The following is a 15,353-nucleotide window of genomic DNA, read 5'->3' on the forward strand; positions in this document are numbered from 1 at the left end:
TAGTATAATTTCGCGTTAAATGCGGTTGATATTTGTTGGTTAATACTTATCGCTTAATACTTTCGCTGTAGGATTTCTCCCCAAATAATAGCGCGGCGGGCTTCTTCTACGGAATGGATGGAGAAGTCTTGGTCGCTGTCAGGTTCCGGATGGTTATAGTGGGAACCTTGCTTCGCGTTTCGTTTATCTTGTGCGGAACTGTTTGCTATGGAGGCAGCTACAGATACTTCTTCTTTTTGCTTTTTCTTTGGCGCCGGTGTCGGCATCTTCTTTGATGTCGGCGTCGGCTTGGGAGCCGGTTGTTCTATGGGTATGGGCTGGAGCAGTTCGTCCATAGTCCTGCTGCCTCTCCCCCAGAATTCGGGTATGGGAATAGCATCAGGATCTACTTCGACCGGAGACGGTGCAGGCGGGACGGGGCGTTTATTCTGAGCCTTTTTCGACTTGTTGTTCTTGCTCACCTCTTTGAATATTCCCACAAGAATGACACCTGCTATCAGGAGAAATTTCAAAAAATCTTCCATTCTGTTTCACTTCTAAATAGTTAATCTGCCAAAGTTACACATTATATCTGGTTTGAGCTAACATTTTGTTATGAAAAAAGGGCAGCTTCACAGCTCCCCTTAATTTTTTAACCTAAACCTTAACTATGAAAAAATCTAATGTTTCTTTCATTGCACAAATGTGAAAAATAAAATTAAATTTAGCAAGGATATGCCCCGCAAATGTTTATTTCATTAACATTAATTATCAGAATAATGCCTGAACTACAAGTTTTTGCGTTATTTTCGTACCATTTTACCACTTATTGATTTCGAAGCCGTATCTTTGCGGACAAATTTAAAACAAGATTTGAATATGAACGAATTAACGGGAGCGGACTTTAAATCCGCAACTGCTGATGACAACAAGAAGTTGTTTATCGAGACTTATGGCTGCCAGATGAACGTGGCGGACAGTGAGGTGATCGCCTCGGTGATGCAGATGGCGGGCTATTCGGTAGCCGAAACGCTGGAAGAGGCCGACGCAGTGTTTATGAATACCTGCTCTATCCGCGACAATGCGGAGCAGAAGATTCTGAACCGCCTGGAGTTTTTCCATTCGCTGAAGAAAAAGAAGAAGGCCCTGATTGTAGGCGTACTGGGCTGTATGGCGGAGCGGGTGAAGGATGATCTGATTACGAATCATCATGTCGATCTGGTGGTCGGTCCGGATGCTTATCTGACGTTGCCTGAGCTGATTGCCGCCGTAGAGGCCGGTGAGAAAGCGATCAACGTAGACCTTTCGACGACCGAGACTTACCGTGATGTGATTCCGTCGCGTATCTGCGGCAACCACATTTCCGGATTTGTATCCATCATGCGCGGATGCAATAACTTCTGCACCTACTGTATCGTGCCTTATACACGCGGACGCGAACGCAGCCGTGATGTGGAAAGTATTCTGAATGAAGTGGCTGACCTTGTTGCCAAAGGTTATAAGGAAGTTACCCTGCTGGGGCAGAATGTCAACTCTTACCGGTTTGAGAAGCCGACGGGCGAAGTGGTTACCTTCCCGATGCTGCTCCGTACGGTGGCCGAAGCTGCTCCGGGCGTGCGCATCCGTTTCACGACTTCCCATCCGAAGGATATGAGCGATGAAACGCTGGAAGTGATCGCCCAAGTGCCGAATGTGTGCAAGCATATCCACCTCCCTGTGCAGAGCGGCAGCTCCCGCATCTTGAAACTGATGAACCGCAAATATACCCGTGAGTGGTATCTGGACCGGGTAGCCGCTATCAAGCGTATTATTCCCGATTGCGGACTGACTACCGATATCTTCTCCGGTTTCCATTCCGAAACGGAAGAGGATCATCAGCTCTCGCTCTCTCTGATGGAGGAATGTGGTTATGATGCCGCTTTTATGTTCAAATATTCCGAACGTCCGGGGACGTATGCGTCAAAGCATCTTGAAGATAATGTGCCCGAAGACGTGAAAGTTCGCCGTCTGAATGAGATTATCGCTTTGCAGAACCGTCTGTCCGCAGAGTCCAATCAACGTTGCATCGGCAAGACGTATGAAGTGCTTGTAGAAGGCGTTTCCAAACGTTCGCGCGATCAGTTGTTCGGTCGTACGGAGCAGAATCGTGTGGTGGTGTTCGATAGAGGCACGCACCGTATCGGCGATTTTGTCAATGTGCGGGTGACAGAAGCCAGTTCGGCTACGCTGAAAGGAGAAGAAGTCTAGTATATCATTTTCTATGTCGGGACTGATTAAAAAATCGATAGTATCATAAATTCCCCTCCCTTCGGGAAGGAGGGGTGGCTGAAAGCCGGGGTGGTAGGTAAAATAAGGTTGACTATATTTTGTTGTGAATGAAAGGATTATGTATTCACCTACCACCTCCCCCCTGCGGGTACTCCTCCTTCCCGAAGGAGGAGATTTGAGATACTGCCGACTTTTTAGTCAGCCCATGCAATATATTAAAGAAGGTATTTCAAAATGAAATGAACCCCGAAAGTCAGACAATAAACTTTCGGGGTTCACTTCGTTTAAACTTTGCCCTTTTCCTCTTTCCGGAGCAAAAGAAGCGTCATTCAAACTACATCATCATGTGCCTGCGGATGGAGAACTTCACGATTGCCATTGCATTGATGGTGCTGAAAGGAATATCCATCGGGTCGTGATGAGCGTTGTAGCTTACCAGCTTGAGACATCCTTCCTTTTCCGAGCGGTTCACATATTTCACCGCCAGGTACTCGTCCCCTTCGATAGTAAACGAAACCAGATACATTTCGCCGTAAATAAGGTTGCTGAAACTGTTGATCTCTTTAAAGCCTACGATGTCTCCCGATTTCAGTATCGGATACATGCTGTCGCCACTGATGTAGACGGCTCCGTCACATAAGGGAATGCTTGGAATCTGTATCTTTCCTACCATATACTGTCGCTTGTTGGTGAGCAACGTTTTCAGGTTGGCGGCAGCTGTAATATCATATAGGGCAACGCTGCGGTCGTCCAACGCCTCTACTGTTTTAGGGTTGTGAATCATCTGGACCTCACCGCTTGCTAAATCGCTTTCGCAGAACTTGGCTTGATGTCTGGGCGTACCCTTCCCCACCAGCAGCCAATTGAGGTCTACGTCTCTCATTTTGTTGAGCAGCAGATGAAAGTCAATCCGGTTTCTGGCGCACCAGTTGGATAATGTTGCACGTGAAACACCTAAGTAGCTGGCCAGTTCACTGTCCTTTTTAAAGTCGAGCGCCTGCTTGGCACGCTTTACTATTCCCGAAACATCTAGAAATGTATCCATTTTATTCTTGTTTTAAATTAGTGTAAATATATTAGAACTTCTTATTCGTTCATTGATAGTCAGTTATGTGATTTTTTAGCGTTAATTTCCAAAACCGTTTGTTTTATGTAAGAAAACTGCTTTATCTTTGTAGCAGCAAACTTAGAAATATGTTTCAAAAATATAAATTAAAAATAGAATAACCATGAAAAACGGCAAAAAGTTTATGAAAGGTTGTAAAATGCCTCATCCACCCCCTTCCGGAAGATTCTGTATCGGATGAACACCAGTGATATTGAGCTGGTTTACAGCATCTATATATCCTGCATACAGGAGCTATAGATCCAATACGCTGGCCATATATCCCCAATATGCAGGAACTATATGTCCGATAATCACATAAACAAATATTTAAGCATGAAAACTTTAAAACGCAAAATCAATATGGAACCTTTAATGAATCAATCTCTGCACATTTGCGGGTGCTGCAAACGGGAGCTACCGCATGAGGCCTTTTATACAAACAAACGCACCGGGACCCTTGACAATTATTGCAAGGAGTGTCGCAAGGCAAACACCCGCAAGCGTCGTGATTTGAGACGATGTACATCATTTGAAAACAAACCTGTTTCTTATCCGGTGATAACCGAGGTGAAAGACCCCGCTTTGCGGATGCTTCTTATTCTTCATGCCCGTCAGGTTGTGGCAGAAAGTATCTCACGGAAACAAGAAAAAGAAAAACTGAATACGCTATGGGAAGAATAAAACGGGGACTGGATTATTTCCCCATGAGCACCAGCTTTATGCACGATCGGATGGTGCGCCGAATTATGAGACGTGAAGGTGATTCTGCCTTTGCCACACTGGTGGAAACGCTGTCGTACATCTATGCCGGGTAAGGGTATTATATCTCTGTCGGTGACGAATTTTACGAGGAGCTTGTCGACAGCCTTTACAGTACGGAACTGGATGATGTGAAGCGTATCATCAGTCTGTCCGTGGAATATGGCTTGTTTGATGCCGGACTTTTCCGGCAATACAACATCCTGACTTCCGCCGACATCCAGCGGCAGTATCTTTTCATCACCAAGCGGCGTAGCAGTGCGCTAATAGAGCCGGACTACTGCCTGCTGGAATCGGAAGAAATCACCTCATACCGTTCGTCTCAGAGCGGTAAAAGTAGTACGGACGATTCTGTGGATAGCGAATGTGCGGAAGCGGTAAACGGTGATGCTGATCACAAGACCGCCTGTACGGTAACATCAAGCTCCGATTCTGTAACAATGGAGGATGAAATTGCAACATCGGGTACACAAAACAAAAGATAACAAACAAAAATAAATCAAAACAAAGTAAACCACCTTCCTAACCCTCCTCAAGGAGGAGATGAAGGAGGAAAATATTTGAAAAGTAGAACGGCTGTGACACAGGAAGATATTGACTGTCTGCAACCGCCATGCGATGGTGTGCAGCGTAACTTCCAGGGACTGACAGATAACCTGCGGCTTTACAAAGTTCCGCCTTCCGAACAATATGCCATTATTCTTAAAAGTAACTTCGGAGCTATTGGAAACCCTGTTTGGAAAGGATTTAATACCATCCGGGGGAGCAATGGAAAGATCAGATTGCCCGGGCACTACCTGCTGAGTATAATTAATTAATTTATGAACGCACTTTGAAAAAATGATTAGGTCAGTCTGAATAATGCTCCTATCTTTGCAATGTCATTAAGCTTGAGGACAAAACTAAACGAAATTATTAACACAAAAAAACTATTACGATTATGGCAGTATTGTACAAGTCATTCCAGTCTGTTCTGGAAGACAAAAATCACAAAAAAATGTTTCATCCCCGTGTGATATACACGGCTAATATCAGCACTTCGCAGATTGCTAAAGAGATTGCCGCTTACTCGTCTCTCTCCCCGGGTGATGTGAAGAATACGCTTGATAACCTGGTGACTGTGATGGGGCAGCATCTACAAGCATCGGAAAGCGTGTCGCTTGACGGTTTCGGGACTTTCCGCATGGTGATGAAATCCAACGGTAAAGGGGTGGAGACTTCGGAAGAAGTGTCGGCTGCGCAAGCTTCTCTTACGGTCCGTTTCCTTCCCAACTTCACCAAGAACCCCGATCGGACTACCGCTACCCGCTCTTTGGTGACCGGTGCGAAGTGTGTGCGCTTCGACCGTACAGACACTCCGGCTTCCGGCAGTGGAAATACAAATAAGCCGGGTGGCGGCGATGGTGGCGAAGGAGGTGGTGAGGAAGCACCGGACCCGACAGTATAACCTTTCGTCACAACACAAAATATAAGAACGAACGACTAAACTAAATCGGAAACTTAACTAACTAGTAATCACTTATTCACATGAGAATTATCAATTTGATCGTGGTGCATTGTACCGCCACGCAGGGGAATCGTACGCTTTCTCCGGAGGCTTTGGACCTGATGCACCGCCGCCGTGGTTTCAACGGAACAGGCTATCACTACTACATCCGCAAAGACGGAACGGTGCATCTTACCCGCCCTGTCGAACGCATCGGTGCACACGCAAAAGGTTTTAATGCCAGCAGTATCGGAATCTGCTATGAAGGCGGTCTGGACTGTCGGGGACGCCCGGCAGACACCCGGACGCCGGAACAGCGTGCTACGCTTCGGCTGCTGATTCATCAGCTGCTGGAGGTATTCCCCGGCTGCCGGGTGTGCGGGCATCGGGATCTCTCGCCGGACAGGAACGGTAATGGAGAGATAGAACCGGAAGAGTGGATGAAGGCGTGTCCGTGCTTTGATGCCGAGCAGGAATTTAAAGAATTTGCGGCAGAAGACACGGAAGAAACACAGAGTAAACTAAACTATTTAAAGAACAAGAAAGGAGGTAAATGATGGCAATGAAGAGATCTGTATGGGATATGATCCTGAAGGTGGTTATCGCGGTAGCGTCGGCTGTGGCAGGCGTATTGGGTGCTAATGCGATGAATCTGTAAGAGAAGTAATTAACGGGAACTCCCTGTCATGGGAATATGCGCGCTACTTTATCGGGCAGGGAGTTTCTTAGTATTGTGATTTTATTTAAGAAACTATTATATATCAAAGAATATGAAAAAAGACTACTATCAGTATTTGTTTTTCTGGCAATATTCAGTTTCAACTGTATAGGTCAGCAACAAATACCTATTAAAAATGTACCCAGTCCGGAAATAGCCGGTTTGGGAGAATATGGAAAAGTTCCAGTTAGTTTATATACGGGAGTTCCGGATATATCCGTGCCTATTTATGAATTGAAAGCTGGTAACTATTCGTTATCACTTGCTGCAAGTTATCATTTGGCTTCGGTAAAGCCTAATTCCCAGTCTGGTTGTCTTGGACTTGGATGGAATCTTATAGCAGGCGGCTATATTACACGTTCTGTTCGTGGAATGTATGATGAGAAATGTCAATCAAATGGATATGCTCCGGGTTATTATGCACATGCTTCTAAATTGAAAAATATCAGTAATGAACAGTTTAAAGCAGAAACGATGCATATACAAAGCACGGAAAATGATTATTATGAATTAACTGCTGACGAATTTTCGTTTAGTGTTTGTGGTTATTCTGGAAATTTCTACTATGCCGGTAATGGAGAGTGGAATGTTGTTTCTGATCAGGATATACGTGTGGAATTTAATCCTGTTGATGGGGAAGGCTTTCTTAGTTTGTCGGAAGTCGGAAAACGTCTTGATGTAAGTAGATGGGGAGCAAGCACAAGAAACAATCGTTTTTTCAATAAATTTACGCTGATTACTCCTGATGGATGCAGGTATGAATTTGGTGGAATCAACGCTACTGAATATAGTATTCCTTATTATGCCCGCTATAACAGTGATTTAATAGCTACTACCTGGAGGTTGTCCAAAATAACAACCGTAGACAAGCGGGTAATAGAATTCAGTTATGACACTTCAGCTATCATGTGTGATCTTCGTTATGTACCCCAACAGAAAGTGGTGACCAACATACCATGCACTTATAGTGGTATACAAAGTGGGCGTTCAGGGATGACTGGGTATCTGCTTTTCCCAGTTAATTTAAAGACTATAAAAACACCTAACGAGATATTGGAATTCAATTATTACAATGAATACGGATATGGAGATAAGTTTGTTGATAGTTATTTGGCATGGAAAGACAATGCAAATTATGACCGTCAGGATATAGATAACATGAATTTTGAAGACCCGGCTAATCAATTTACTCTGTTTTTAGGAAACCAAATTGATAATACCGATCAGGCAACATTGCGTCAATCGATTAAATCAAAACTACAACATAAAATTCTTCATTGTATTTATGTGAAAGGAAAGAACTCCAAGGCTTTGAAAACTATATATTTTGACTATGCAAGGAATAATCGTACTAAATTGTCTTTAATTACGGAACGTTCAGGGAATCCGGATTTGATCCCTAACTATGTATGGCACCCACATGGATTTTATTTTCTTACTTGGTATAATATACCTGAGAATTTGACCGGAGGTCGCGTACCTGAATATCGTTTTCTTTATAATTCGGAAAAACGTATGCCAAATGATTATGTACGCCCGATTGCCGATTCGTGGGGATATTATACAGGAGGAAGTGTTGCTTTTGCCGAGATACCTAATTTTTCTCAGACTTATAGTAGTTTGCAATATACTTTGGCAGAGGTCTTGACGGAAGTCATTTATCCAACAGGTGGAAAAAGCCGTTTTGAATATGAATTGAACAACTATTCAAAAGTGGTAGCTCCTTCTTTGATGTCATTAACAGACAAAAGTGGTACTGCAGGCGGTTTGCGTATTCGGCGTATTACCAATCTGGATAATGAAGATAATGTGCTTGGTGCCAAGCAATATTACTATTCGAATACCCGTGACCGATTTGGAAAAAGTAGTGGAATATTGAAAAGTCTTCCTGTTAATGAGATGGTGTATACTCTTAAGGATGGAGATAAGGAGCCTGATCCTAAGAATGCAATATCGTTATATCTCAAATCAAAGGGAGGTTTTTTCCCATCAGTTACTAATCTGAATACACCGGATGTAGGTTATTCTTGTGTAATTGAAGAAGCGTTCGACAAAGATAATAAGTCGCAAGGTTATATTGTGCGTCATTACTCTAACTATAATGAGGATATTTATGGTAATACTCATTATGACGAGCTTGCTTTTTATTCTATGTTTGAAGGGAACTCTTATACAATGCCATTTAGCAGTCGTTCTATGGAGAGAGGAAAGTTGTTGTCTGAAGAATACTATGATGTCAATGATCGTTTGCGAAAGAAGGTGAATTACCGATACAAAGAGGTAACTCCAGGCTCATTTGTAACAGCTGATCAAATGGTGTTGTTCTTTTGTACAGATTTAGACAATTTCATGCTAGGAAAAGTGGGGACTTTAACTCGTACATATACACATGCTTATCTGACCGACTCTGTTATAGAAACTCTTTATCCTCAATCGGGAAATACGGCATTTGTTATAGAAAAGGCGTATCAATATAATAAGTATAAGCAGTTAAGCCAAATAGCCGGTAGAAACAGCGATGGAAAAAGTACTCTGACAGAATATGTTTATGCTGCAACTTTACCGGAATATAAATGGATGGAAGAAGCACATATACTATCTCCGGTTTCTAGTAAAAAAGAACAGACAGGCGGCTCTTATTTAAAAGAGGTATATCAGTATATGGGTCCTATACCTTATATAAAGCAGATTAGTACAGATAGAGATGGTTATGTGCATAAACATTACACTGTGCAGGCTGTGGATGGTTATGGGAATCCTATATATCTTCACGAAGAGTCAACGCCCGTTGTATTGATATGGGGAGCTGAAGGTCAACGGTTAATATCACGGATAGAAAATGCCACTCTTAATCAAGTGGAAGAAGCATTGGGAATGAATGTGAAGGATTTCTCTTCATCCGATATCTCTGCAACTAATTTGCTAAAAATAGAAAATATCAGGCATAAGATATCCGGAACGCATTTCTATATTTACAAATATACAAATGAGTTGCGTTTGGTCTCAGAAACAAAGCCTAATGGAATCACTGTGTTTTATAAATATGATTTTCTGGGTCGCCTGACAGAGAATTATATTATGGAATTTAAAGATGGAGATTATCAAAAACGGATATTAAATATATATGATTACAATTATTATTATGGCTCCAAGATTGAAAGTGGAGAAGTAGCCATAGAGAAAGGAGGACAACTATGAAATTGCATAAAATAATATTACTTCTAATTTTGCTATCAGGATTTTCGATAGAAATACCTGCGCAGAATTCTTTGCAGAATGAGATAGGTAAGCTCGAATATGACACGTTGAAGAGGGATATGGTTAAAACAAAACATCTGGACCATATAAACATTTCTGATACATCGTCAGTGAGTTGCGCAAACTACTTGTTTCGTGTGAAAGAACCATTATATATTTCTTTTAAGTCTAATTATTTCACTATGGGAATGGAAATGGAGAAAGTTCCGGGACAATTGGAATGTCAATTAAAAATAACAGATGATAATTTGCTCACTAATCAGGTGTATTATCAGAATGCGAAAAGTGTTGATCCGGATTCTTTATCATCAGTGAGTTTCACTGATACTCTTTTGTTATTTGCCGGTACATATTGTTTGACATCGACTGTAATAGAAAAGAACAAAGATATTCTTGTTCCTGATGATAATGGTGTGAATGCTGCAAGTGTATTGAAAACTAATACTTTTGATATTAAACCGATCGACCCGCATGAACCAATAAAGCCTTTTCCGCCGATTGATCCTTTTCCGCCAATAGATCCGGTCTTGCCGATGGACTCAATTCGACCACTTCCTTTATTTTATATCATGACTCTGTCAATAGAGACAAAAGGACTTGCTCCGGAAGAACAGCCGATGCCGGCTATTCCTTTTCCTGCAATAAATTGGGGAAATGATCTATTGCCCGAACGTTTTGGCAAAAATGCTGTTTCTGTTTTCAAGAGTAGGACAGGAAATAAGGAAGAAGGTATGCTTGTGGTTAATTACTATGATGGGCTGGGGCGTTCGAAAGAAACGGTACAACAAGGTGTGAGTCCTAGTCATAAAGATTTAGTAACCCTACAAGAATATGATGGGTGGGGGCGTAAAGCCAATACATGGTTGCCAGCTGTAACGACACAAAACACAGGTGATTTCATATCTGTAGCTTCTTGTGGAGAATTGGCACGCAATACTTATGGAGGAGATGCTTATCCGTATTTAACCTTTACCTACGAAAATTCTCCTTTGGAAAAAGTAATTAAACAGCATAATCCGGGGAGAGTATGGCGTGAAAATGGCAGATCATTGAAAATAGATGAGTACGTTAATATCGCTGGTAATGATACTTTAGGTTGTTTCGGTTTTCAATTGATCAATGGGGCAAGAGAAGCATTAAATATTAGTGTAAGTAAACAGTATGAAAATGGAAGCTTGCTTGTTACACGCTCAGAGGATGAAGATGGAGTCACTTTGTTTGAATTTAAAGACCGTTTGGAAAGAACCGTTCTGGAACGTCGTATAGAATCAAGACTGAAAGGGGATAAGCAATTGTCGGATACTTACTATATTTATGATGATTTGGGAAAACTTTGTGCTGTTCTTCCTCCTGCATTGTCCGATCAGTTGAGTGTAGGTAATATTCCTGCAGAAAAACTCGATATGTATGGATATTTGTATAAATATGATGTGGCGGGAAACCTCATGGCTAAAAAGCTTCCAGGAATTTCATGGGAATACTATGTCTATAATGTAAACAACAATCTTATATTTAGCCAGAATGGCGAGGAACGTAAAAGAGGAGAATGGAAATTTAGTATTCCGGATGCATTCGGTCGTGTATGCTTGCAGGGAGTATGTAAAGTTGCGATTGATCCGTTTGATAATCCTTATTTAAAACCTATTTTTAGTGGATTGTCGAATTGGTATGTTTGTCAATACGTAGGAAGTACTGAATATGGGGGGTATCAGTTTAGTGGAAGTCTTATGGCAGGATTAGTGGGGCCGAAACCATTAGTTCAGGTAATCAATTATTATGATAACTATGACTTTATGTATCGGACAGATCTTTCGGCAAGAGATGAATTTAGATATACCCATGAAGAAGGTTTTGCCGCTACGTCATCCGGTGCTAAAGGAATGTTGACAGGAATAGCTAAGTTGCATACGGATGCATACGATCAGTATCGTAATGGTGAATATGGAGTGGATTCTCCCTACAATTACTCAGTGATGTATTATGATGATCGTGGTCGCCTTTCTCAAACTGTTTCTGACAACCATTTAGGTGGTATGGACCGTGATTTCTTTTCCTATGATTTTAATGGGAACGCCTTGCGGCATTTACACCGTCAGACCGGGGCTGGAAATGAGATTTTGAGTGACAGTTATACCTATGAGTATGATCACGCCGAACGTCTTGTAAAGGCGCTGCATCGTTTGGGAGATGCTCAGGAAGTGATTCTTATTGACAATGTGTATGATGATTTGGGACGCTTATCCCGGAAGACGTTCCATAACGGTCTGTTGAATACGTCTTATTCGTATAATATTCGTAGTTGGCTAACTGGTATCACTGGTTCATCTTTTGAGCAAGTATTGCATTATACGGACGGAACGGGTATTCCATATTACAATGGTAATATCAGCAGTATGGTTTGGAAATCGGGTGAAGATGATATAATGAGAGGCTACCACTTTACTTATGATAATTTGAATCGTTTGACGAATGCGGTGTATGGAGAAGGCAGTGTTCTCGTTCAAAATCAGAATCGCTTCAATGAACAAGTAACCGGATACGATAAGATGAGTAATATTTTAGGGATCAAACGTTCCGGACAGACTTCATCTACCGGATACGGCTTGATAGATGATCTGGCAATGTCCTATAATGGGAACCAACTAAAATCAGTATCAGATAGGGCTACAAATTCTGTTTACGGCAATGGCTTTGATTTCAAAGACGGAGTAAACAAAGAAGCTGAATATGAATATGATGAAAATGGTAATATGACGAAAGATTTGAACAAGAAAATATTGAATATCCAATATAATTGTTTAAATTTACCGAGTCGTATAGAATTTGAAAACGGTCATGTCATTTCTTATCTTTATGATGCTGATGGAATAAAACTTCGTACGACGCATATCATAGGGAGTGATACTACAGTAACTGATTATTGCGGCAATGTGATCTATGAAAATGGAATCCCTGTCAAGTTGCTTACAGAAGCTGGCTATGTTACACTGGCCGATTCTAAGTATCACTATTTTGTCCAGGATCATTTGGGTAATAACCGTGTGGTTGTAGACCAGAGTGGTAATGTTGAAGAAGTGAACCATTATTATCCGTTTGGCGGTCTACTATCAAGTTCGGTAAGTAATGCTGTGCAGCCTTATAAGTATAACGGTAAGGAGCTGGATAGGAAGAATGGTCTTGATTGGTATGATTATGGGGCGCGTATGTATGATGCTGCATTGGGTAGATGGCATGCGGTTGATCCGATGAGTGAGAAGTATTATAGTTGGAGTCCGTATACTTATTGTATGGGTAATCCGATAAATCATATTGACCCGGACGGAAATACAGTAGTTATTTGGTATAATAATGATGCTGGGAAAAAGGTTTCATATTCATATAGTGGTGGTGACATAACTCATCCAAATTCATTTGTACAATCTGTAATTACTGCTTATCAATATAATAAAGCGAATGGATTGAAGGCAGGAAACGGAGGTGGAGCCTCTACGGTAGCAATTGTAGAGAATACCAATATAAAGGTAAATGTGATGGAAGCGGTGTTTGAGAACTCATATAATCCCAATGCCGCACGTGGGGCTGGAAGTATTTATTGGAAGAGTAACTGGGGATCGCAAAAAGATAATGGAATAGTCAATTCTCCGGCTACCGTATTTGACCATGAAGCAGATCATGCTTTGGAACATAAAACAAATACTCAAGAGTATGAAGTAAATAGAGCACGAGGTAGCGATTCGCAATATCAGACAAAAGAAGAAAGGCGGGTGATAACTGGTTCTGAACAGAAAACCTCAAGGGCTAATGGAGAAACCCGTTCCGGTCAAGTTACAAGAAGAAACCATAATGGGAAAACTGTAATAACGAAAGGCGTTACTTCAAATGTGATTGATAGACAAAAAACACAGGAATATGAGAAAAGGAATAAAGCTGTATGGACTTCTGAACCATAAAAAATGTTTTTATGGTGGTTCATTGTTTTTGCTATTACTGTTTATAACATCATGTAAAAGCAATCAATTTTTAATTGATAGTAACGAAGTGGAAAATGTAAATTTTTGGTTTATAGGAGATGTGGATACAGATGTTCCTATCACCGATTGTTTGCACATTGTATTTGGAAATGATAGCCATAAAACAATTATTCGTGATAGGAAGATTATCAATCGCTTTTTGACTCTGGTTAATCAGTTGAAACCTGCCAATCCCGATTCTTATATCGATCTTAGGGTAAGTTCACTTATAAGATTAAAACCGATAAACGGTGAAAGGAGGCCTGATATAAAAGTCTGCATTGGTGCCGGTGGTTACGGAGTGCTTTTAAATGACGTGTTGATGAAGGGAAATCCAAAGCAACTTCAAAAGTTTATTCAGGAAGTATTATATGATTCTCTTACCCCTTATGAATGGTTACCGTCTTTTATAAAAGAATACTTACGTGACCATCCAGATGAAATAGATGAATATCTACCTAAATCAAAATAGTGATAGTGTATTTATTCTGATAATAGTTGTCTATTTGAAATTTATGAAAATATTTAGAGGATGTGTTATCACATCCTCTATTTTGTTTGTGTACATTTCTGTGTGATATTATTTGAGTGAAAAGTTGGCTGATATCCAATATAATTTTATAAATTTACCGAGTCGTATAGAATTTGAAAACGGTCATGTCATTTCTTATCTTTATGATGCTGATGGAATAAAACTTCGTACGACGCATATCATAGGGAGTGATACTACAGTAACTGATTATTGCGGCAATGTGATCTATGAAAATGGAATCCCTGTCAAGTTGCTTACAGAAGCTGGCTATGTTACACTGGACGATTCTAAGTATCACTATTTTGTCCAGGATCATTTGGGTAATAACCGTGTGGTTGTAGACCAGAGTGGTAATGTTGAAGAAGTGAACCATTATTATCCGTTTGGCGGTCTGCTATCAAGTTCGGTAAGTAATGCTGTGCAGCCTTATAAGTATAACGGTAAGGAGCTGGATAGGAAGAATGGTCTTGATTGGTATGATTATGGGGCGCGTATGTATGATGCAGCGCTTGGTAGATGGCATGCGGTTGATCCGATGAGTGAGAAGTATTATAGTTGGAGTCCGTATACTTATTGTAAGAACAATCCTGTGTTGAGGATAGACTTAGACGGAAAGGATGATTATGTTATCAGCAGATCAGGAAGATTATTTAATGAGACTCCTATTGATAAGAGAGGTAAAGGTTCAACAGATAATTTATATCTTTCCAGTGATCGTTCTATTTCAGTAACTGTAAATCAGGGGTTACTTGGGGAAATGCATAGTATGCAGGCGAAAGAGCAGAAGGAAAATCGGGTGAAGAAATCTTATGGAAGTACTCAAGATTTGGAGACAGCTGCTACTGTTTTTAAATTTGCTGCTGATCACACAACTGTTGAATGGAAGTTAGATGTTTATGATGATAATGGTACAAGAACAGCTGTTGTTGCGACAGATCGAGATCCATATGGGGTAGATAATGGTGTATATGCTCAAAATAAACTTTCTGTGAAAGGAGAAAAAGTTATAGATATTCATTCTCATTTGCCCGGAGGAACGAAAGGTGGAGCTGGTAATGATTTTAACTTAGCTAAGCCACAACGTAAGAATGCTGTGTATATGAAAGATAACCGTGTGAGTACTGATAAAAAGGGTATGATATATGAATATATCAAAAATGCAAGTCGGGTAAATTCTATTCGTGTATATGATGCTACAGATTTATTGCAATATATAAAACGTAAATGATATGCTT

10 protein-coding genes and 3 pseudogenes are annotated in these 15,353 nt (G+C 40.9%); 11 read left to right on the forward strand and 2 right to left on the reverse strand.

Annotated elements, in window-relative coordinates:
* Nucleotides 1-53 precede the first annotated feature (53 nt).
* Nucleotides 54-524, reverse strand: a complete 471-nt coding sequence (locus NBH01_RS02095; protein WP_048699334.1) for a hypothetical protein — start codon at nucleotides 522-524, stop codon at nucleotides 54-56.
* Between the two features lie 334 nt (nucleotides 525-858).
* Between NBH01_RS02095 and miaB the strand changes: the two genes are divergently transcribed.
* Nucleotides 859-2,226, forward strand: coding sequence for a tRNA (N6-isopentenyl adenosine(37)-C2)-methylthiotransferase MiaB (gene miaB, locus NBH01_RS02100; protein WP_008762807.1), 1,368 nt, complete (start codon nucleotides 859-861; stop codon nucleotides 2,224-2,226).
* Between the two features lie 355 nt (nucleotides 2,227-2,581).
* On the opposite strand, the gene NBH01_RS02105 is transcribed toward miaB, so the two are convergent.
* Nucleotides 2,582-3,292, reverse strand: coding sequence for a helix-turn-helix domain-containing protein (locus NBH01_RS02105; RefSeq protein WP_117860342.1), 711 nt, complete (start codon nucleotides 3,290-3,292; stop codon nucleotides 2,582-2,584).
* A 423-nt stretch (nucleotides 3,293-3,715) separates the two neighbouring features.
* Here NBH01_RS02105 and NBH01_RS02110 point away from each other — a divergent pair, with 423 nt between their 5' ends.
* From NBH01_RS02110 to NBH01_RS26760, 10 genes and pseudogenes are all read left to right on the forward strand, one after another.
* The gene (locus tag NBH01_RS02110; RefSeq protein ID WP_008767435.1) at nucleotides 3,716-4,036 is read left to right on the forward strand and encodes a hypothetical protein; all 321 of its coding nucleotides are present in this window, start codon (nucleotides 3,716-3,718) and stop codon (nucleotides 4,034-4,036) included.
* Nucleotides 4,024-4,932: pseudogene (locus NBH01_RS02115) on the forward strand (DUF4373 domain-containing protein). Before NBH01_RS02110 ends, NBH01_RS02115 begins: the two are co-directional and overlap by 13 nt.
* 122 nt (nucleotides 4,933-5,054) lie before the next feature.
* Nucleotides 5,055-5,561 (forward strand): HU family DNA-binding protein, encoded by a 507-nt coding sequence (locus tag NBH01_RS02120; protein WP_008767437.1) that lies wholly within the window; start codon nucleotides 5,055-5,057, stop codon nucleotides 5,559-5,561.
* An 80-nt stretch (nucleotides 5,562-5,641) separates the two neighbouring features.
* On the forward strand, nucleotides 5,642-6,157 hold the full coding sequence (locus NBH01_RS02125; protein WP_048699341.1) for an N-acetylmuramoyl-L-alanine amidase: 516 nt from the start codon (nucleotides 5,642-5,644) through the stop codon (nucleotides 6,155-6,157).
* Between the two features lie 5 nt (nucleotides 6,158-6,162).
* Nucleotides 6,163-6,258: a smalltalk protein gene (locus tag NBH01_RS02130; protein ID WP_149192781.1), complete on the forward strand. Its 96-nt coding sequence runs from the start codon at nucleotides 6,163-6,165 to the stop codon at nucleotides 6,256-6,258.
* Nucleotides 6,259-6,294: 36 nt separating this feature from the next.
* The gene (locus tag NBH01_RS02135) at nucleotides 6,295-9,516 is read left to right on the forward strand and encodes a hypothetical protein (RefSeq protein ID WP_250699954.1); all 3,222 of its coding nucleotides are present in this window, start codon (nucleotides 6,295-6,297) and stop codon (nucleotides 9,514-9,516) included.
* Nucleotides 9,513-13,526 carry a DUF6443 domain-containing protein gene (locus tag NBH01_RS02140; RefSeq protein ID WP_011108702.1) on the forward strand — a complete coding sequence of 1,338 codons (4,014 nt, stop codon included), beginning with the start codon at nucleotides 9,513-9,515 and terminating at the stop codon, nucleotides 13,524-13,526. Before NBH01_RS02135 ends, NBH01_RS02140 begins: the two co-directional genes overlap by 4 nt.
* Nucleotides 13,486-14,058: a hypothetical protein gene (locus NBH01_RS02145; RefSeq protein WP_008767442.1), complete on the forward strand. Its 573-nt coding sequence runs from the start codon at nucleotides 13,486-13,488 to the stop codon at nucleotides 14,056-14,058. Before NBH01_RS02140 ends, NBH01_RS02145 begins: the two co-directional genes overlap by 41 nt.
* Before the next feature lie 112 nt (nucleotides 14,059-14,170).
* Nucleotides 14,171-14,734, forward strand: a pseudogene (locus NBH01_RS02150) (RHS repeat domain-containing protein); the annotation flags it as partial.
* A 210-nt stretch (nucleotides 14,735-14,944) separates the two neighbouring features.
* A pseudogene (locus tag NBH01_RS26760) lies at nucleotides 14,945-15,346 on the forward strand (JAB-like toxin 1 domain-containing protein); the annotation flags it as partial.
* Nucleotides 15,347-15,353: the final 7 nt, after the last annotated feature.

Origin of the sequence: Bacteroides sp. B1-V-101, from assembly GCF_023656585.1 — a bacterium.
GTDB classification, from domain to species: Bacteria; Bacteroidota; Bacteroidia; order Bacteroidales; family Bacteroidaceae; genus Bacteroides; species Bacteroides thetaiotaomicron.

What these genes read in the sequence shown, in the direction of transcription:
- NBH01_RS02095 (WP_048699334.1), bottom strand. Translation starts at nt 524, where the DNA reads ATGGAAGATTTTTTGAAATTTCTCCTGATAGCAGGTGTCATTCTTGTG.
- miaB (WP_008762807.1), top strand. Translation starts at nt 859, where the DNA reads ATGAACGAATTAACGGGAGCGGACTTTAAATCCGCAACTGCTGATGAC.
- NBH01_RS02105 (WP_117860342.1), bottom strand. Translation starts at nt 3,292, where the DNA reads ATGGATACATTTCTAGATGTTTCGGGAATAGTAAAGCGTGCCAAGCAG.
- NBH01_RS02110 (WP_008767435.1), top strand. Translation starts at nt 3,716, where the DNA reads ATGGAACCTTTAATGAATCAATCTCTGCACATTTGCGGGTGCTGCAAA.
- NBH01_RS02120 (WP_008767437.1), top strand. Translation starts at nt 5,055, where the DNA reads ATGGCAGTATTGTACAAGTCATTCCAGTCTGTTCTGGAAGACAAAAAT.
- NBH01_RS02125 (WP_048699341.1), top strand. Translation starts at nt 5,642, where the DNA reads ATGAGAATTATCAATTTGATCGTGGTGCATTGTACCGCCACGCAGGGG.
- NBH01_RS02130 (WP_149192781.1), top strand. Translation starts at nt 6,163, where the DNA reads ATGAAGAGATCTGTATGGGATATGATCCTGAAGGTGGTTATCGCGGTA.
- NBH01_RS02135 (WP_250699954.1), top strand. Translation starts at nt 6,295, where the DNA reads ATGCGCGCTACTTTATCGGGCAGGGAGTTTCTTAGTATTGTGATTTTA.
- NBH01_RS02140 (WP_011108702.1), top strand. Translation starts at nt 9,513, where the DNA reads ATGAAATTGCATAAAATAATATTACTTCTAATTTTGCTATCAGGATTT.
- NBH01_RS02145 (WP_008767442.1), top strand. Translation starts at nt 13,486, where the DNA reads ATGAGAAAAGGAATAAAGCTGTATGGACTTCTGAACCATAAAAAATGT.